Genomic DNA, 18612 nt, shown 5'->3' with positions numbered 1-18612 from the left:
GCAGGGCCCTGCGGCGGAGCGAAGCGGGTGACGGAAAGGGGCGGGGAGCGATGCGCCCGGGCGCTCACGCGTCGGCCGCGGCCCCGGACAGGGTCGCGGCTCCGGCCAGCAGGGCGGCCCGTCCGATCGCGTCGCCGCCGGTCGCGGGCACGGTACAGGCGTAGGCCCCGGCGACCGCTCCGTACAGCGCGCACCGCTCGAAGGGCTCCCCCGCCAGCCGGCCGAAGAGGAAGCCGGAGGCGTAGGCGTCGCCCGCGCCGTTGGAGTCGACGACGGGGCCGGGCGGGGTGACGGCCGGGATGTGCACCGGCCGGTCCGCGTCGCGGGTGAGCAGGTAGGAGCCCTCCGCTCCGGCGGTGGCGACGACGGCCTCGGCCCGGCCGCGTTCCATGATGCGCCGCAGGGTGGCCTCGGGGTCGCGGAGGGCGGTGGCGGAGACGAAGACGAGGTCGCTGCCGTGGGCGAACTCCTCGTGGTAGGGGTTCTCGCCGTCCCAGTTGTGCAGGTCGGTGGAGACGGTGACTCCGGCCTCGCGGAGCAGCGGGAGCGCGTGGGCGCACGGATGGGTGATGGAGACGTGCGCGTGCGTGCTGGCGGCGGCCAGCACGCGCACCGTCTCCTCGGGGAGTCGGTCGGACTCCCGCGAGCGGCTGTCGTCGTAGAGGGAGAGCCGACGCCCGTCGGGGCCGACGAGGTTGACCGCGCGCTTGGTGCCTCCGGGCAGCGGCACTCCGGTGAAGTCGATGGCGTGGTCGCGGTGGAAGGCGCGGACCAGCTCCCCGAACGGATCGTCGCCGATCATGTCGATGTGGTGGGTTCGCAGCCCCAGGGAGCTGAGGCCGAGGGCGACGAAGTCGCCGGTCTGGCCGGCGCGGGCCTCGATGCCGGGGCGGACCATGTAGCTGTCGGCGTACGGGAGGGGGAGTTCGGGGACGTACACGATCGTGTCGACACCCGAGCCGCCCAGGACGAGGACGTCGTACGCGCTGCTCATGACAGTTCCTTCCGGAAGCGGGCGCGACTGCTGTGAGCCGCCGAGGAGTTGACCAGTCTCTCAGCGGCGCGGGGGCGAAGGACGCCGGAGCGGCGGCCGCGTCCCGGCCGGGGACGGAGGGCTGTCCCCGTGCCGGCGCCGCACGCCTCCCTGTCGACGAGGAGGCCCGCCGGTCCGCCCGCTGGTTCCGCGTCCGCCTCCCGCCCGGCGCCGAGCGTCCCCACGGTCCGGCTCCCGGCTGTGCGCACCGGGGCACGCCCGCCGCTCCCCGAGCGCCCGGCCGGTGCGGCGCCCGGCCGGTGCGGCGCCCGGCCTCACCGGCCCCGGGACGCGGCCACGAGAGTGACCGGCCCGGCGTTGCCGTGTGAGACGAAAACTCGTGCGGGTAGGCATCGCTCCATGACTGCGAACCCCATCGAACTGCAGAAGTGCCTCAGTGGCATGGACTACCCCGCCGGAAAGGAGGCCGTGGTGGACCAGGCCAGGAGGAACGGCGCCGACGAAGAGATCATGGAGGTCCTCCAGGCCCTCCCCGACCAGGAGTACGACTCGCCGGCGGCCGTCAACAAGGCCGTCGCGAACGGCTCCTGAGCCCCGCCTCCCCGTGGCCGGGTGGTCTCCTGTCAGCGAGCGGGACCACCGCCCCGGGCGGTGTGGCGCGCACCGGGGTGGGCGTACGCCTTCCCCGGGACTGCGCGCCGCACCGGCGCCCAGCGGACCGCGTGCGGTCGACAGCCCACAGGTGAGCCGCCCGAGTACGGTGCGGCCCCCTCCCCCGCCACACGCGTCACCGCCCGGCCGCGCTGCGTGCCGACGTTATGACCTCGGTGAGGCGGGTACCGATGAGCGGTCGGCGCAACGGGCGCTGTCCACGGCGCGGGAGGCAGGCATGAGTACTTCGACGGACCGGATCGCCCAGCCGTGGGGCAGTCGGACCCCGTACGGGCGGCACGCCTCCTGGCCGACCAGGGTCGACACCCTCCTGGCCGAGGGGGTCCGGGCCGAGGACGTCGAGCGATGGGTGCAGACCGCGTCGATCCTGCACTCCGACGGCGACGCGATGGACGTCGCCGTCAAGGACGGTGCCATGGTCGGCGTACGCGGCAGGGCCTCTGACCGGGTCAACCGCGGCCGGCTCGGGCCCAAGGACGCCTTCGGCTGGCAGGCCAACGCCTCACTCGACCGGCTGACCCGGCCGCTGGTCCGCCGGGAGGGCCGTCTGGTCGAGTCGGACTGGGAGACCGCGATGGCTCTGATCGTCTCGCGCTCACGTGGACTGCTCGATGACCGCGGTCCCGGGTCGATCGGCTTCTACACATCCGGCCAGTTGTTCCTGGAGGAGTACTACACCCTCGCCGTGCTGGCCCGGGCCGGCATCGGCACCAACCATCTGGACGGCAACACGCGCCTGTGCACCTCGACGGCGGCCGAAGCTCTCAAGGAGTCCTTCGGGTGCGACGGCCAGCCCGGCAGTTACGACGACATCGACCACGCTGATGTGATCGCGATGTTCGGGCACAACCTCGCCGAGACGCAGCCCGTGCAGTGGATGCGCATCCTCGACCGGCTCGACGGCCCCAACCCCCCGCGGCTGGTCTGCGTCGACCCCCGCCCCACTGTCGTCGCACGCCACGCCACGGTCCACCTCGCCCCGCGCGGCGGAACGAACGTGGCGCTGCTCAACGCGCTGCTGCACGAGATCATCCGAACCGACCGCGTCGACCACGGCTACATCGAGGCCCACACGGTCGGCTTCGCGGAGTTGTCGAAGACGGTCGAGCCGTGCACCCCGGAGTGGGCGGCCGACATCTGCGACGTCCCCGCGTCGAAGATCCGGGAGGCCGCCGACCTGCTCGGCACCGCCGACCGGGTCCTGTCCACCGTGCTCCAGGGCGTCTACCAGTCCCACCAGGCCACCGGTGCCGCCGTACAGATCAACAACCTCCATCTGATCCGCGGGATGCTCGGCCGGCCGGGCGCGGGCGTTCTGCAGATGAACGGGCAGCCGACGGCGCAGAACACCCGCGAATGCGGCGCCAACGGCGACCTCCCGGGCTTCCGGAACTGGCAGAACGACGAGCACGTGGCCGACCTGGCGCGGGTGTGGAACGTCGAGCCCAAGACGATTCCCCACTACGCGCCCCCCACGCACGCCATGCAGATGTTCCGCTACGCGGAGCAGGGATCGATCCGCATGCTGTGGATCAGCGGCACCAATCCCGCGGTCTCCCTGCCGGAGCTCTCGCGTATCCGTTCGATCCTTTCGCAGGACCGGCTGTTCGTCGTGGTGCAGGACCTCTTCCTCACCGAGACCGCGCAACTCGCCGACGTCGTGCTCCCGGCGGCGACCTGGGGCGAGAAGACGGGCGCCTTCACCAACGCCGACCGCACCGTGCACCTGTCCGACAAGGCCGTGGAGCCGCCCGGAGAGGCGAAATCCGACCTGGAGATCTTCCTCGACTACGCGCGGCGCATGGACTTCCGCGACAAGGACGGCGGCGCCCTGATCACCTGGCACGATCCCGAAACCGCCTTCGAGGCGTGGAAACGGTGCAGCGCGGGGCGGCCTTGCGACTACAGCGCGCTCACCTACGGCAAGCTGCGCGGCGGCAGCGGCGTTCAGTGGCCGTGCAACGACCGGGCGCCCGACGGCACCGACCGGCTCTACACCGGCGGCATCTCCTGGGCCCACCCGGACACGTGCGAGTCGTACGGCAAGGACCTCGTCACCGGGGCCTCCACCTCGGTGGTCGAATACAGGTCCCTCAACCCGGAGGGCCGGGCGATGATCAAGGCGATCGGGTATCTGCCGCCGCACGAGTGGCCCACCGACGCGTATCCGTTCCAGCTGACCACCGGTCGCACCGTCTACCACTTCCACACGCGGACCAAGACCGGCCGCGCACCGCAGCTGAACGCCGCCGCACCGGACGTGTGGGTGGAGATGTCCACCTCGGACGCCGCCGAGCGGGGCTGGGGCGAGGGTGACCTGGTGGAGGTCACCAGTCCGCGCGGCGCCCTCAGAGCCCGTCTGCGCGTCACCGGTATCCGGCGCGGTCTGCTGTTCGTCCCGTTCCACTACGGCTACTGGGACACGCCCGCCGGCAGCGGCCCGGACGCCGCTACGGCGGGCCGGGCGGCGAACGAGACCACCGTCACCGACTGGGACCCGGTGTCGAAACAGCCCCTGTTCAAAACCTCCACCGCGGCCGTCACCCGCGTGGCGGAGAGCGCCGGGGCGCACTCGCCCGCACCGACCACCACCGCGTCCGCGCCCGCCGGGCCAGCGGGCGGGGTCCGGGCCACCCGGGGCGATGCGAGCGCGATCGTCCAGGAGTCCCCCGGCACGTACGAGGACCGCACCTCGGGAGGCACCCGGTGAACGGCATCGCCCTCACACTGCGCGCGCTGCACCACGGCGAGCGGGGCCTGGCGAAGGAACTGACCGTCATCGCCGAACGGCACAGCACGGAGCACGAGGTCCGCCACGTCGCGGGAGACCTCGTCCGGTGGTCGAACGAGCACTGCCGGCGCCTGGCCGAGACAGGACAGCACTACGGGCTCCACCTCGACGGACCGTCCCCGCTCTCGTCGAGGATGCTGTCGAACATCCGCGAGCACACGGCCGAGGCGGTCGGCCGGCGACCGGAGCCCGCCCTGCTCCTCCTGCGGGACCTGCGCGAACTGCACCTGGCCGCCGCCGGGAACTCCCTGTACTGGGAGATGCTCGCCCAGGCCGCGCAGGCGGCGAGGGACTCGCGCCTGCTGAACCTCGCTTCCTCCTGCCATCCTCGGACGCTCCGGCAGATGCGCTGGACCAACACCATGATCAAGAACCTCTCGCCCCAGGCGCTCACCAGCCTGTGACGGGCCGGGCTCCGCACGTGCGGGCCCGGGACGGGAGCTGAGCCCCGACAAGCGCCCGGACGGCCCCGGCGGCGCCGCCTGGGCCCCGTGGGCGGGGCACCGGGCCCCCTCCGTGAGGGCCGGACGGCGACCCGGCGCGCCCCGGCCAGTCGGCTGAGCGCGGCGCGCCCCCGCGCGTCGTGGGCGCCGGGCAGGGAAGGATGCGTCGGCCGACCGGTCGAGTGCGCGCACGTTCAGCCCCACTCCGTTTGCGCGGGCCGACGGGGGCGGCCAACGTGAAGGGCGACCGGGCTGACGAGGGAGCGGCCGCGGCGTCCCGCCGCGGGGCCGCGCGGCGACCCACCGGTCGGCCTGAACGGCCGTCGGCGAGAAACGCCGACGGCTCAGGGCGGCGACCGGCCGGGGCAGGCGCCCCTCCTCCGTCGCTTCGGGGAGCCGAACTCCCGAAGCCGGCGAGCCGCACTTCTCGCCGCAGCCCTGAAGGCTGTCGTCCGGCAGCCGCACGCGTGATCCGTCCATGAGCCCGCCCGGCCCGGCAAGAGGAGTGCAATGACCGCATCACCGCAGGTGAATCTTCGGGGGAAACGCGCCCTGGTCACCGGAGGGGCTCGGGGACTGGGGGCGTCGATCAGCGAGAGACTGGCCCAAGCCGGAGCGTCGGTAGTGGTCGCGGACGTGCGATCGGAGCAGGCCCAAGCTCATTGCAGGAGCTTGAAGGAGAAGGGCTACGAGGCGGAGTCCATCGAGCTGGACGTGCGGGACCCCGCTGCGGTGGCCGCCGCCTACCTGGAGTTCGACCAGACGGAGCAGGGCGTCGACATCCTGGTGAACAACGCGGCCGTGGACGTCTCCAAGCCCATCGAGCACCTGTCCGCCGAGGAGGTGACGCGAGTCCTCACCACGAACCTCCTCGGACCGATGTACCTCTGCCTGGAGTCGTACCGGCGGATGATCCGCCGTGGTGGCGGGCACATCGTCAACATTCTCTCCACGGCGTCGAACCGCACCTGGACGGAGGCGGCGGCCTACTCGGCCGGAAAGTCGGGGCTGCGCGCCTTCACCCACACGTTGTTCAAGGAGGCCCAGCGGGACTGCCCCGGAATCGGGGTCACCGGAATCATCGCCGGTGGCATGGAGACCCCGTTCGTTCTCGACCGGTTCCCGGGCGCCGACACCTCGAAGCTCCAGAGTCCGGACGTCGTGGCGGACACGGTGCTCTACGCGCTGTCCGTACCCGTGGGAAGCGTCGTTCCCGAACTCGTCGTCGTACCGCGCAGCGAGACGTCCTGGCCCTGAGGGGTGCCCCCGCCGGGATGGCGACGGCCGGACAACGGGGCCCGGTGCCCGCCGGCGTCCCGGCGGGCGCGCGACGGTTCAGGCCGGGGGCGGTGTGCCGGCCGGCTTGGCGGAGCGGTGGTGCTCGGCGTTGATGCGCCGCGCCTCTTCGAGCTGGTCCTCGAGGATGACGATGCGGCAGGCGGCCTCGATGGGCGTGCCCTGGTCGACCAGCTCGCGGGCGCGGGCGGCGATGCGGAGCTGGTAGCGGGAGTAGCGACGGTGGCCGCCCTCCGAGCGCAAAGGGGTGATGAGGCGGGCTTCGCCGATGGCGCGAAGGAAGCCCTGCGTGGTGTTGAGCATCTCGGCGGCCCGGCCCATGGTGTAGGCGGGGTAGTCGTCGTCGTCGAGACGGCCGAACGAATCGTTTGCTGTCACTGGCACCTCGAAGAATTCTCCGTTGTCATCTGCACCTTCCCGTGGAACGCGCTTGAGGGGCCCTGGTGCCATACGGCACCAGGGCCCCGAAGGAACTGCTACACCATCAGCCGGCTTTGATCGGCTGTGCCGGCTCTCTGTTTCCGCATACCCGCCCCGGAGGGGTCAGGGGCTGCGGGGATCGCGGTTGCTTGACCGGAGACCACCTCACTATCGATGTCCTGCGGTACCCGGACTCGCGTTCTTCCGTCCGGGCGATCCTGATGGCGTCTGCTCCTCCGTCCTTCCCTCGTGGATCACTTGCGGGTACTGCTGGTGATACGAACTGCTCGGCGGCCCCTCATCACTGCGGCCACCCGGTCCGGGGTCAGCTCCGTCGCCGTCATGCACCAGCCATGGCTTCGGAACTCCACCACCGGACCGTCTTGCGGGACTGCTCATACCGCGTACTGCTTCCCGGCAGTTCGTCCCTGCCGGGCCTTGCTGTCCCTCTGGGCTACAAGAGAAACCATAGCCACACCACCAGCCAATGTCTACTCCCGCCACCATAGATTTTCGCGTGTGCCGCGGTGCGACAGTCAGGCTTGGACAACGCGGGGGCGCGTCCGCGGCCGCCCGGGCCGCCGGAGGGCGGCACATCCGGTGGAGCGGGCGCCGGCGGTCCGGCGTTCAGGAGTCGGGACGGACGAACCGGCACCCGCGAAGGCAGCACGGTGATCGACGAATATAATCGGCCCCATGTCGAAGCCTGACGCGCTGCTTGTTGACGTTGTGGCCCTGGTTGAGTCCGGGCACAGTAATCAGATGTCTTTGACCGTGGTCGCCGGTGGCGCGGTCATCACCGGCCGACTGGCCCCCGAGGCCGCCTGGAGGCAGCGGGTGTCGGAGGTCCTGGCGGACTCGTCCCGCCTGAGCGACTTCTCCGCCGTGTTCACCCACGCGGCGCGCGAGGACGCACCGCCCACCCATCTGCACTTCCATGTGGCTCGTATCCTGCAGGGCACGGTGGGAATCCCGGAGACGGGCGGGATGTACCGCGTGGCCATAGAGGACGTCAGCGCCTGGACCATGGGCGACTTCAGCTACTCCGACCACTGAACCTCGGGGCGCCGGGACCGCACTCCCCGTTCGCCCCGCCGGGAGCGCCGGGCCGCGCCTGCGGGGGCGAAAGCCGCTGCTAGCGTGGGCGAACGTGGATGACGGCGTGTATGTGGGCAACGCGGGCAAGGACGCCGCTCTGGACCGGGGGTGGCTTCTCGGGCACTTCAAGGACGCGTCCGATCCGCGCCACAGCGAGGCCGTGGAGATCAAGTGGGGCGTCCACCCCCGCGGCGACGAGCGAGGCCAGTGGGTCGAGGGCGAGAGGCGGACCGCCCTGCTCGTCCTCATCAGCGGGCGCTTCCGGGTCGACTTCCCCGGCCACAGCGTCCTCCTGGAGGAACAGGGCGACTACGTGGTGTGGGGGCGGGACGTCGGCCACTCGTGGTTCGCCGAGGAGGAGTCGGTGCTGCTGACCGTTCGCTGGCCGTCCGTGCCCGGATACGCGGTGCCGGAGGAGAAGCGGGGCCGGCCGCCGGGCTGAGGCGGCCCGGTACCGCTCGCGCCGCATCCCGCGGAACGGAACACGCCGCGCAGGGGCCGCCGACTCGTCCGAGCACCGGCGATCGCCCCCCTCCCCCTCACCGGGCACGCCTCACTCAGCGTGAGCCGGAGCCCGCCCCCGTACTGATTGGCCGACCCTCTCCGGCAGCCGTCCCGGGCTCCGTCCGGTCCCGATGCCGGGGCCGGACGGAGCCCGGTCGCCGCTCCCCGAGGCCGCGGGCGGCGCGGCCTCGGGTTGCTCGCGGGCGACGGACGGCGTTCGCTACCGTTCGCCGATCCTCAGGAACGTGATCGAGTTGGCGGGGAACGTGTACGTGAAGTCGCCCGATATCCCGTTCAGGGTCGACTTCACGGGGGCGACGGGAGTGGCTGTCTCACTGTTCACGGCGGACGGGTCCGCCGCCAGGGTCGTCACCCGTGCCCGGGAGGCCACTCGGGCTCCGCCGAGGTCGATGCTGGTGCGTGCCTCGGTCGGCTGGGCGTTCACGACCTTGACGATGAGGTCACCGGTGGCCCGGTCCCTGGTGACGACCTGGCGGAACGGCTCGGCCACCTGGTCGTCGGTGAACGATCCCCACTCCTCGCCGTCCAGGTAGAGGGTCACCTGGCGCCCCCGGACCTTGACGTCGATGTCGTAGGCGCGTCCGGACTCGATGGTGCCGGGCTTGCTCAGCAGTGTCGTCTTGGCGCCGTTGTCGGAGCGTTCGACCCCGTGTGCGGTGTTGCCCCAGCCGCCGAGGTTCCACCAGTAGTAGTTGCCGGTGTCCTTGACGCCGAAGGCGACCAGGAAGCCCTCACTGCCCGCCTGCTTGGTGGCCTTCACGTGCAGGTCGTAGTCGTGCCAGGCGCGGTCGCCGGCGGTGACCGTGGTGTTCTCGGCCGCGACGTCGGTCTGGGCGTACTGGCCGTCCCGGACGGTCCAGCTGCCGCCACCGGTGTGGGTCCAGGCCGAGGGCGGGCCCGAGAAGTCGTCGGTCAGGAGGGTGCCGCCGTCCGCCGCCGTCACCCGTACGTCGTCGTACGAGGCGGCCGTCGCCCACGTCGACAGGCCCACGGCCCCGGAGATCGGCCCGCTGACGGACGGGGTGGAGGTGGCCTCGGAGGGAACGACCCGGTCACCCGCGTTGTTCATGAACAGCTTCTGGACCTCGTAGTTGGCCGAGCCCCAGGATGCGCGGTTGTTGAACCAGAGCAGGTTGGGCCGCCATTGCACGTAGTCCTCGTTGGCGAGGACGGGCGCGTAGGAGGCGAGTTTGACGATGTCCGCGTTGCGCTCCAGACCGGTCATGAACGCGGCCTCGGCGAGACCGTTGCCGAAGGTGTTGCCCCGGGAGGCGTATTCACCGAGGAAGACCTCGGGGCCGGAGCGGTCGTAGGAGTCGTAGCGCTCGTTGTTCTCCAGGAACCACTGCGGGCTGTTGTAGTAGTGCTCGTCGACCATGGCGACGCCGGCGTCCCGGTTGAGCTTCCAGAGGGTGTCGAAGGTCGCGCCGGACGCGGCCGGTCCGGAGTTGGAGACGACCGTGATCCCGGGGTACTCCGCCTCGATGGCCGTACGGAACTTCGTGAAGCGCTCGAAGAACTCCCGCGGCAGGTTCTCCTCGTTGCCGACCTGGACGTGTGTGAGGCCGAACGGCTTGGGGTGCCCCATCTCGGCGCGCTTGCGCCCCCAGGTGGACGTCACCGGACCATTGGCGAACTCGACGAGGTCCAGGGTGTCCTGGATGTGCCGCTTCAGCAGGGCGTCATCGACGACGGCCCGGTTCTGACCGCAGCCGGTGACCAGGGCCGGCACGACCGGCAGCGGCATCGCTCCGACGTCCTCGGCGAAGCGGAAGTACTCGTAGTAGCCGAGTCCGTAACTCTGGTTGTAGCCCCAGAAGTTGGCGTTGGTGGCACGCTGCTCGACCGGCCCTATGGTGTCCTTCCACTGGTAGGAGCGGGCTCGCTGCCAGCCGGACGCCTCGCTGTAGTCCTCCATGGAACCGGTGTTGACCAGGCAGCCGCCGGGGAAGCGGAGGAATCCGGGCTTCAGCGCGGCGAGCTTCTCGGCGAGGTCCTTGCGCAGGCCCCCCGGCTGCTTCTTGTACGTGTCGCGGGGGAAGAGGGACACCTCGTCCAGGGCTGCCGCGGCGGAGGAGGCGACGGCGAGCCGGCCGGCGGTGGTGGTGCGTGTCGCGGTGAACGTGGCGCGGTACTGCTTCCAGCCGCCCTTCACCGCCTTCTGCCGCACCGCGGCCAGCGCGCCGTCCGCGTCCTTGAGCGTGAGGGTGAGGGTGGTTCCGGCCTCGGCGCGGGCCCACACCGAGAAGTCGTACTTCGCTCCGCTCTTCAGCGAGAGCCCGCTGTTGTAGCTGGAGTTGGTCAGGGTCGTGCCGGCTGCCACGCGGGCGTAGTTGCGGTTGTTCGCGTGGAGTCGGCCGTCGTCGTTCACGACCGTGGCGGATCCGTCGACGTCCCAGGAGGTCAACGGGGTGTAGGCGCGGTTGTCGACGGTGGAGTACTCGAAGGACCTGTTCTGTACGAGTTCGGCGTACAGGCCCCCGTCGGCCGCCCGGTTGATGTCCTCCAGGAACAGCCCGTACATGGTGTCGTCGATCGCGGCGCCCCGCTTGCTCGGGTCCACCGTGATGGCGTAGTCGGCGGCGGGCGCCTCGCCGTGCGCGGAGGCCGGCACGACGGCTGTCGTGACCAGCACCGCGGCGGCCGTCAGGCCGAGCCTGAGGCGTGGGCGGGTACTTCTGCGGGACATGGAACCTCCGAGTCGTGGCGCCGGGGGGCGCCGGTCTGAGGGGGACGGCGTACTGGTACTGCGGGCCCGGGCCGTCGGGGACGACCCGGGGGTGACAGGGCCCGGAAGGCCGCGTGAAGCCGTGGCGGCCGGAGACCCTCCGGCCGGCGGACGGCTCGAAGAGCCCGCCCGCCACACCGGCGGGGCTTCGCCCGGGACCGTTTCCTCAGTACGGGGAAGCATGGGATGCCGGACCGTTCCGCCTTTCCGGGCTCGTGTCGCGCACTGGGCTGTCACCACTTCCGGAATGAGGCGTCCTGCCCGGAGAAGGCCGAGGCAAGCGGTCGGCCGGCACACCGCCGGGCGCAGGTGTCAGGCGGTTACCACCACCGGAATTGTGAGCGCTAACTCACCTTCTTCTCAAGACTTGTGCACCCATCGCGGGGCGCAGGAGCAGATCTGATCGAAGACGTGTTAGCGCAAACGCTCCCAGGTGACCGCAAACCTCTTCCAGGCGCGCCCCGCACCCCGGCCCACGCGAGCGCCCGCTCGGGCACCCGTCGCCCCCGTCCGGGCGCACCGCCGCGCGATCCAACCGCCGAATCGCCTCCACCGGCCCCAGAGGGCCGCCTTCTGGACCGCCGGCGATCCGCCCACCCCCGCCCTCCGGCCACCGGGGCGCAGGCCGGACGGGCACTGGCGGGCCGCCCCACCACCTTGTTATCGTTAACACACCTGTAGCCGGTATCGCGGGCCCGACGCGGTCCGTCGTCGCCCTCTTCGCGCCCACCCGGAGGCTCCGCCGTCCCCCCGAACCCGTCCGCGAGCAGCGGTGGACGCCGATGGCGCGACCATCGCCGCCCCACCCCGAACGTGTCGTGGTCCGGACGTATCAGGGGGACAACACCGCGCCACCGCCTCTCCGGCACGTCCCGCTCGGCCGGCGAACCTTCTCGCCGGTCACAGCGCGCCGAGGATCTCGGCGGCCCCTGGCCCCCAGCGCTGTCGGACCGGGCGCGGGTACCCCGGCGCCCTCCATCGGCTATGTCCCGCTGTGGTTAAGGAGCCCCATGAACCTGTCCCCGCCCCCCTTCGCCGGAGGTCCTCCCGTCTGCCGCCCCGACCCGGCGGCCGGGCAGCGCTGGACCTTCGGCTTCGCCGACGGGCTCACGGCCGAGGTGCACACCCTCGGCGCCCGCATCCACGGACTGTGGGCGCCGGACCGGCACGGCCACACCGCCGATGTCGTCCTCGCGCCCCGCGATCCGGCCGAGACGGCCACCACCGCCCGGTACTTCGGCGCCACGGTGGGCCGCTACGCCAACCGCATCGCCCACGGCCGGTTCACCCTGAACGGCACGCCGTACCAGCTGACCACGCAGGAGAACGGCCACTGCCTGCACGGCGGGAGGGACGGGTTCGACACCCGGGTCTGGGAAGCCGAAAGCGTGCACACTCCGGAGCGGACCGGTGTGCTCCTGCACCTCCGCAGCCCTGACGGCGACCAGGGGTTCCCGGGAAACCTGGACGTCACCGTCAGCTGCCTCATCGGCCGGAACAACGAGCTCACCCTGTCCTACGCGGCGGTCACCGATGCGGCCACACCGGTCAACCTGACCAATCACGCCTACTTCAACCTGGAGGGCGAGGGCGCCGGTGACATCCTCGATCACGAGCTGGCCGTCGACGCCTCCCACTACACCCCGGTCGACGGAGACCTCCTGCCGCACGGGGAGCACCGTCCCGTCTCCGGCACCGCGTTCGACCTTCGCCGGCCGCTCAAGCTCTCCGAGGCACTGGCCCGCGCCGAGCGGCGGCCCGTGGCGGCGGGCGGGGGGTACGACCACAACTTCGTCCTGGCCCCGTACGGCGACGGCACGCTGCGCAGGGCGGCCTTCCTCCACGCGCCGGCCACGGGCCGGTGCATGGAGGTGTTCACCACCGAGCCCGGCCTGCAGGTCTACACGGCCGGACAGTTCGACGGAACCGTGGTCGGCAAGAGCGGTACGCCCTACCGGAGGGGCGCCGGCATCGCTCTGGAGACGCAGCACTTCCCGGACTCCCCGAACCGCCCCGGCGATCCGTCCACGGTGCTCCGGCCCGGCGATGAGTACCGGTCGATGACGGTCCTGCGTTTCGGCGTCCGCGGCTGACCGCGCGGAACATGCCGAGGCGGCTGTGCCCGCCGGTGACGGGACCGGCGGGGCGCAGCCGCCTCGGGGTGGTTTCAGACGCCTGCTCGGCGCCTGTTCCACACGTCGAATCCGACCGCCGCGAGCAGCACGAGGCCCTTGATGACCTGCTGCCAGTCGGTGCCCACCCCGACCAGGTTCATGCCGTTGTTGAGTACGCCGAGGACCAGACCCCCGATGATCGCGCCGGCCACGGTTCCCACGCCGCCGCTCATCGACGCCCCGCCGATGAACGCGGCGGCGATGGCCTCCAGTTCGAAGTTCACCCCGGCCTTCGGCGAAGCGGCGTTGAAGCGCGCCGCGAACACGAGGCCGGCGAGCGCCGCGAGCATGCCCATGTTGAGGAACACCGCGAAGGTGACCTTCTTGTCCTTGACCCCGGACAGCTTCGCGGCGGGCAGGTTGCCACCCACCGCGTACACGTGGCGGCCGATCACCGCGTTGCGCATCACGTAGCCGAAGCCGACCAGCAGCACGGCCAGGATCAGGAGGACGACGGGAGCGCCCTTGTAGCTGGCGAGCAGCAGGGTCGTGACCAGCACGGCGGCGACCAACGCCGTCACCTTGAGCGCGAAGAGGCCCGTGGGCAGCGACTCCAGGGTGAACTCACGCCGGCGCCGGCGGTCCCGCACCTCCTGGAACACGATGTAGACGATCAGCCCCAGGCCGAGGAGGAGGGTGAGATTGTGGTAGTTGGTCTGCGGCCCCGCCTCCGGCAGGAAACCGTTGGCGATCTTCTGCAGACCCTCCGGGAACGGGCCGAGCGTCTGCCCCTGGAGGAAGATCTCCGTGAGCCCCCGGAACAGCAGCATTCCGGCGAGGGTCACGATGAACGACGGTATGCCCACGTATGCGATGAAGAACCCCTGGAGCGCGCCGGCAACGGCGCCCAGCAGGAGGGCGAGGACCACCGCGACGGGCCAGGAGACGTGGTGCTCGACCATGAGCACCGCACCGACGCCACCGACCAGGGCCATCAGCGAGCCGACCGACAGGTCGATGTGCCCGGAGATGATGACCATCATCATGCCGATGGCCAGGATGAGGATGTAGCTGTTCTGCAGCACCAGGTTGGACACGTTGCGCGGCAGCAGCAGGTCTCCTCCCGTCCAGATCTGGAACAGGAGGACGATCAGCCCGAGCGCGAGGAGCATCCCGTACTGGCGCATGTTCCGCCGGACGCCGTCCAGAAGCGCACGCGCCACCTGTGCCCCGGCGGGCGGGGCGGCGCCGTCCCCCGGGGGCGCCGGAGCGGTCGTTTTCGTGGTGGCGGGGGTGCTCATTCCTGATGTCCTTCGTTGGGGGTGGCGGTTCCCGCGCCGACTGCCGGCGGTGCGGAGGTGTCCTGCGTCATGTGCCGCATCAGCACTTCCTGGGTGGCGTCCTCGCGGGCGACCTCACCGGTCAGCCGGCCGGCGGCCATGGTGTAGACCCGGTCGCACATGCCGAGCAGTTCGGGCAGCTCGGAGGAGATCAGGAGGATGCCCTTGCCCTCGGCGGCGAGCCGGTCGATGACGGTGTAGATCTCGAACTTCGCCCCCACGTCGACGCCGCGGGTGGGCTCGTCGAGGATGAGAACGTCCGGTCCGGCCAGGATCCACTTGCTGAGAACGACCTTCTGCTGGTTGCCGCCGGAAAGACGGCCGACCGGTTCGAGGACGTTCGGAGCCTTGATGCCCATGGTCCGCCGGTACCGTTCGGCGACCCCGCGCTCCTCGTGGGCGTCGACGATGCCCCGTCGGGCGAGCGTACGGAGGGACGCGAGCGAGATGTTCCGGCTCACGGAGTCCTCCAGATTGAGGCCGTAGCGCTTGCGGTCCTCGGTGACGTAGGCGATGCCGTGGGCGACCGCCTCGGGGACCGTCCGCGTGCGCACCGCTCTGCCGTCCTTCAGGACGGTCCCCTGCTCGTACCGGCCGTAGGAGCGGCCGAAGACGCTCATCGCGAGTTCCGTCCGGCCGGCGCCCATGAGGCCGGCGACGCCGACGATCTCGCCGCGCCGGACCTGGAGGGAGACCCGGTCGACGACCTTGCGGCTGTGGTCCAGGGGGTGGCGTACGGTCCAGTCCCGGATCTCCAGGACCGGGTCGGCGTCGGCAGGGCCTTCGTACGGGGTGCGGTCGGGGAAACGGCTGTCGAGGTTCCGCCCCACCATGCCTCGGATGATGCGGTCCTCGGTGGTGGCCGGGTCCCTGACGTCCAGCGTCTCGATGGAGTGGCCGTCGCGCAGGATGGTGACCGAATCGGCGATCTGCGCGATCTCGTTGAGCTTGTGCGAGATGATGATGGACGTGATGCCCTGATCCTTCAACTCCCGCATCAGCCGCAGCAGTTTCGCGCTGTCCTCGTCGTTGAGGGCGGCGGTGGGTTCGTCGAGGATCAGCAGCCGTACGTTCTTCGCCAGCGCCTTGGCGATCTCCACGAGCTGCTGCTTGCCGACCCCGATGTCGGCCACCCGGGTCTCGGGGTGCTCGTCGAGACCGACGCGCCGCAGCAGTTCGGCGGCACGCCGCAGTGCCGTGTGCCAGTCGATGATTCCTCGTCGCGACGGCTCGTTGCCGAGGAAGATGTTCTCGGCGATGGACAGGTGGGGGACGAGGGCGAGTTCCTGATGGATGATGACGATGCCGTGCCGCTCGCTGGCCCTGATGTCCTTGAAACGGCACGGTTCGCCCTCGAAGAGGATCTCGCCCTCGTAGGTCCCGTGCGGATGCACACCGGACAGGACCTTCATCAGCGTCGACTTGCCGGCGCCGTTCTCTCCGCACAGGGCATGGACCTCGCCGCGCTTCACGGACAGGGTCACCTCCGACAGCGCCCTGACCCCCGGGAACGTCTTGACGATGGCCCGCATCTCCAGCACGGGGCCCGCCGGATGCCGGGGCGGGGACGAAGCCGCGGGGGTGGGCGAGGAGGGGGCGGCGGAGCTCAACGGAGCTCCTCGGCCTTGATGTAGCCGGAGTCGACCAGAACCTTGCGGTAGTTCGCCTTGTCGACGCTGATCGGGTCGAGCAGGTAGGCCGGAATGACCTTCTTGCCGTTGTCGTAGGTGCTGTCGTCGTTGATCTCGGGCTTCTTGCCGTCGAGGACGGCGGTCACCATGTTCGCCGCGACCTGCGCCAGTGCACGGGTGTCCTTGTAGACCGTCTGGGTCTGCTGGTTGGCGATGATCGACTTCACGGAGGCGACCTCGGCGTCCTGGCCGGTGACGATCGGCAGCGGCTTGGCCGGGCTTCCGTAGTCGTCGGATTTCAGCGCGGACAGGATGCCGATCGAGATGCCGTCATAGGGGGACAGCACGGCGTCGATCCGGGCCGTGGAATAGGAGGAGGTCAGCAGGTCGTCCATGCGCTTCTGCGCCGTGCCTCCGTCCCAGCGCAGTGTGGTGACCTGGGCGAGCCGGGTTTGCTTGGAGCGGACGACCAGCTGCTTCTTGTCGAGGTAGGGCTTCAGCACCTCCATGGCGCCGTTGAAGAAGTACTTGGTGTTGTTGTCGTCGTTCGAGCCGGCGAACAGCTCGATGTTGAAGGGGCCCTTCTTCGTGCCGTCCTTCAGGCCCAGCTTCTCGACGATGTAGGTGGCTTGGAGCTTGCCGACCTTCTTGTTGTCGAATGAGGCGTAGTAGGCGACGTGCGGGGATCCCAGGATGAGCCGGTCGTAGGAGATCACCGGGATATCGGCGTCCGACGCCTGCTGCAGGACGTTGGACAGCGCCTCACCGTTGATGGCCGCCACGACCAGGGCGTCGACACCTTGAGTGATCATGTTCTCGATCTGGGCCACCTGCTGGTCGGGGTCGTCCTCCCCGTACTGCAGGTTGGTGTGGAAGCCGCTCTTCTTCAGGGTCTCGGTCATGTTGCCACCGTCGGCGATCCACCTTTCGGAGGACTTGGTGGGCATGGAGATCCCGATGGTGAGGTCCTTCTTGTCCTTCGACTCCTGACTTCCTCCCTCGCTGTTCTGTCCGCAGGCCGTGAGGAGCAGGGCGCAACTGGTGGTCGCGGCGAGGAGGATGGATGCGGCTCGGAAGTTCGTCATGGGCATTACCTGGCAATCTCGTCGTTGAGGGTGCTTCTGTCCCGAAGGGCATCGGCGGCAGCACGTGTCCTCGCACCACCGGGGCGTCGTCGCGGGGGCGGTCGGGTTCGACAGCTCGGTCGAGCTTGATTGTTAGCGTTCGCATGACCGCAGTACAAGAGGGACCAGGCATTTTCTCGCAGCGATGCACGGCCACCGGCACGGAGAACGGGGCAAAAGTGGGGCATCCCGCAAGCCCGCCCACGCCGCGGCCGCCCGCCACCGGACCGCGCCGCCGGCCCGACCACGGTCAGCCGACGCGCCTGTACCGTACGCACGCCGGTGACGCGTCGTGCGCGGGCACCGGGCGTCGCCGGGGGCACCGGGCGTCGCCGGGGGCACCGGGGGCATCGACGGGCCGCCCCGGCGTGACCGCAGCGTGACGGCCGGTCGACCGATGGGCCCCCTGGAGCGGACCGCGATGCCGGGCGTCGACCCGCACCGGGGTGCGCACCCGCAGACCCTCCGAACGGGTTGCCTTCACAGCCCTCGCACACACAGGCGCTCGACGGTTCCGCAGCAGCTCTCGCCTCAGTCGCCGCAGAGGCAGCGGAGGCCGCCGCAACCGATCCGCGCCGGGAGCCTTATTCCACGAGTGACCCCTCCAGCGACGAGCGACTTCCGCCGGCACGAACGGGGAGAATACTTCCGGCTGCCTGCGGCTACTCCCGAAAAGTCGGACGCCCCCTCCCCGCCCGGCCGCCCTCGCGACTCCGGGCGAGCGCCGGGGACGCCGGACTCGCCGCCCCCTCGCTCCGGTAAGCGAGAGGGAAGAGGGCCGGCCCCCGGGGCCCTGGAGGCGCCGGCCGGCCGCGGCTTCGACGGCGCGGGACACCTGCCTGCCCGTCGGCCGGGAGACTCGCTTCCACGGCGGCGAGGGCGAACGCCACACGGCTGCCGTCGCGACCTGGCGACGTCGCGACCGCGATGCGTCAAGCCGGGAGGGCGGGCTTCGGCACGCGCCACCCCGGGGCGGGTCGGGGCCGAGACCCGGCGAAGCCGTTCGCCAAGCCGCCGACAGGCACAGGAGGCGCGCTGAACGCCCGTCGACCGGTCGGCCCCGAGCAACGTACGGTGTCGCATCGTGCGAGAACGGCATGGCCCAAAGACCGACCAAAGTGTGGAGTACTCTTGCCCAAACGGTTGTGAGCGTTAACAATCAGAGGGTTACGGGTGCCCGTCGCCGTGGAGAGCCGCGACGGTGGTGCTGCGACGTCACCGCCGACCACACACCGAACGCCCCATCGGACTCTCGGGCTCTCGGGCTCTCGGGCTCTCGGGCTCCGAGAAAGCCTCACGCATCGACAGCACCGCACCTGACACCCCGTCATCTGACTTGTCGAGAGGAGCCCTGACTCAGGGTGAGCATCAAGCCGACCACCGCAGACTTCCAGTGGACCGATGTGGATCAGCGGGCCGTGGACACCGCTCGTGTT

13 protein-coding genes are annotated in these 18612 nt (G+C 70.6%); 7 read left to right on the top strand and 6 right to left on the bottom strand.

What is annotated here, in order from left to right:
- Window positions 1–64: 64 nt before the first annotated feature.
- Window positions 65–994 carry an adenosine kinase gene (locus ACIQMU_RS28000; RefSeq protein WP_352243326.1) on the bottom strand — a complete coding sequence of 310 codons (930 nt, stop codon included), beginning with the start codon at window positions 992–994 and terminating at the stop codon, window positions 65–67.
- 399 nt (window positions 995–1393) lie between these two features.
- On the opposite strand from ACIQMU_RS28000, the gene ACIQMU_RS27995 reads away from it, so the two are divergent.
- The 4 genes from ACIQMU_RS27995 (at window position 1394) to ACIQMU_RS27980 (ending at window position 6157) form a co-directional block, all read left to right on the top strand.
- The gene (locus tag ACIQMU_RS27995) at window positions 1394–1585 is read left to right on the top strand and encodes a DUF2795 domain-containing protein (protein WP_352243325.1); all 192 of its coding nucleotides are present in this window, start codon (window positions 1394–1396) and stop codon (window positions 1583–1585) included.
- Window positions 1586–1883: 298 nt separating this feature from the next.
- Window positions 1884–4376 (top strand): molybdopterin oxidoreductase family protein, encoded by a 2493-nt coding sequence (locus ACIQMU_RS27990; RefSeq protein WP_402689958.1) that lies wholly within the window; start codon window positions 1884–1886, stop codon window positions 4374–4376.
- Window positions 4373–4861: a hypothetical protein gene (locus ACIQMU_RS27985; RefSeq protein ID WP_352243323.1), complete on the top strand. Its 489-nt coding sequence runs from the start codon at window positions 4373–4375 to the stop codon at window positions 4859–4861. The genes ACIQMU_RS27990 and ACIQMU_RS27985 overlap by 4 nt, the downstream gene beginning before the upstream one ends.
- Window positions 4862–5410: 549 nt before the next feature.
- The gene (locus tag ACIQMU_RS27980; RefSeq protein WP_402689957.1) at window positions 5411–6157 is read left to right on the top strand and encodes an SDR family oxidoreductase; all 747 of its coding nucleotides are present in this window, start codon (window positions 5411–5413) and stop codon (window positions 6155–6157) included.
- A 78-nt stretch (window positions 6158–6235) separates the two neighbouring features.
- Here ACIQMU_RS27980 and ACIQMU_RS27975 read toward each other — a convergent pair whose 3' ends face one another.
- Window positions 6236–6574, bottom strand: coding sequence for a MerR family transcriptional regulator (locus ACIQMU_RS27975; RefSeq protein WP_352243321.1), 339 nt, complete (start codon window positions 6572–6574; stop codon window positions 6236–6238).
- A gap of 738 nt (window positions 6575–7312) precedes the next feature.
- Here ACIQMU_RS27975 and ACIQMU_RS27970 point away from each other — a divergent pair.
- Complete coding sequence (locus ACIQMU_RS27970; protein WP_352243320.1) at window positions 7313–7672, top strand: hypothetical protein; 360 nt, start codon at window positions 7313–7315, stop codon at window positions 7670–7672.
- A gap of 94 nt (window positions 7673–7766) precedes the next feature.
- A complete protein-coding gene (locus tag ACIQMU_RS27965; protein WP_352243319.1) occupies window positions 7767–8156 on the top strand; it encodes a signal peptidase I in 390 nt (129 codons plus the stop codon).
- A 282-nt stretch (window positions 8157–8438) separates the two neighbouring features.
- Here the strand turns inward: ACIQMU_RS27965 and ACIQMU_RS27960 are convergent, their stop codons facing one another.
- Entirely contained in the window at window positions 8439–10928 is a 2490-nt protein-coding gene (locus ACIQMU_RS27960) for an alpha-L-arabinofuranosidase C-terminal domain-containing protein (protein WP_402689956.1), read from the bottom strand.
- Between the two features lie 1049 nt (window positions 10929–11977).
- Here ACIQMU_RS27960 and ACIQMU_RS27955 point away from each other — a divergent pair.
- Complete coding sequence (locus ACIQMU_RS27955) at window positions 11978–13060, top strand: aldose epimerase family protein (RefSeq protein WP_352243315.1); 1083 nt, start codon at window positions 11978–11980, stop codon at window positions 13058–13060.
- Window positions 13061–13134: 74 nt separating this feature from the next.
- Here the strand turns inward: ACIQMU_RS27955 and mmsB are convergent, their stop codons facing one another.
- The 3 genes from mmsB to chvE all read right to left on the bottom strand — a co-directional run bounded on the left by mmsB (window position 13135) and on the right by chvE (window position 17137).
- A complete protein-coding gene (gene mmsB / locus ACIQMU_RS27950; protein ID WP_352243314.1) occupies window positions 13135–14382 on the bottom strand; it encodes a multiple monosaccharide ABC transporter permease in 1248 nt (415 codons plus the stop codon).
- On the bottom strand, window positions 14379–15953 hold the full coding sequence (mmsA, locus tag ACIQMU_RS27945) for a multiple monosaccharide ABC transporter ATP-binding protein (protein WP_402689992.1): 1575 nt from the start codon (window positions 15951–15953) through the stop codon (window positions 14379–14381). Before mmsA ends, mmsB begins: the two co-directional genes overlap by 4 nt.
- 74 nt (window positions 15954–16027) lie before the next feature.
- Complete coding sequence (gene chvE, locus ACIQMU_RS27940) at window positions 16028–17137, bottom strand: multiple monosaccharide ABC transporter substrate-binding protein (RefSeq protein ID WP_352243313.1); 1110 nt, start codon at window positions 17135–17137, stop codon at window positions 16028–16030.
- Window positions 17138–18612 lie beyond the last annotated feature (1475 nt).

Origin of the sequence: Streptomyces sp. NPDC091649, from assembly GCF_044756785.1 — a bacterium.
In the GTDB taxonomy this organism is placed as follows: Bacteria; Actinomycetota; Actinomycetes; order Streptomycetales; family Streptomycetaceae; genus Streptomyces.
This window is presented reverse-complemented; position numbering and strand designations above follow the sequence as displayed.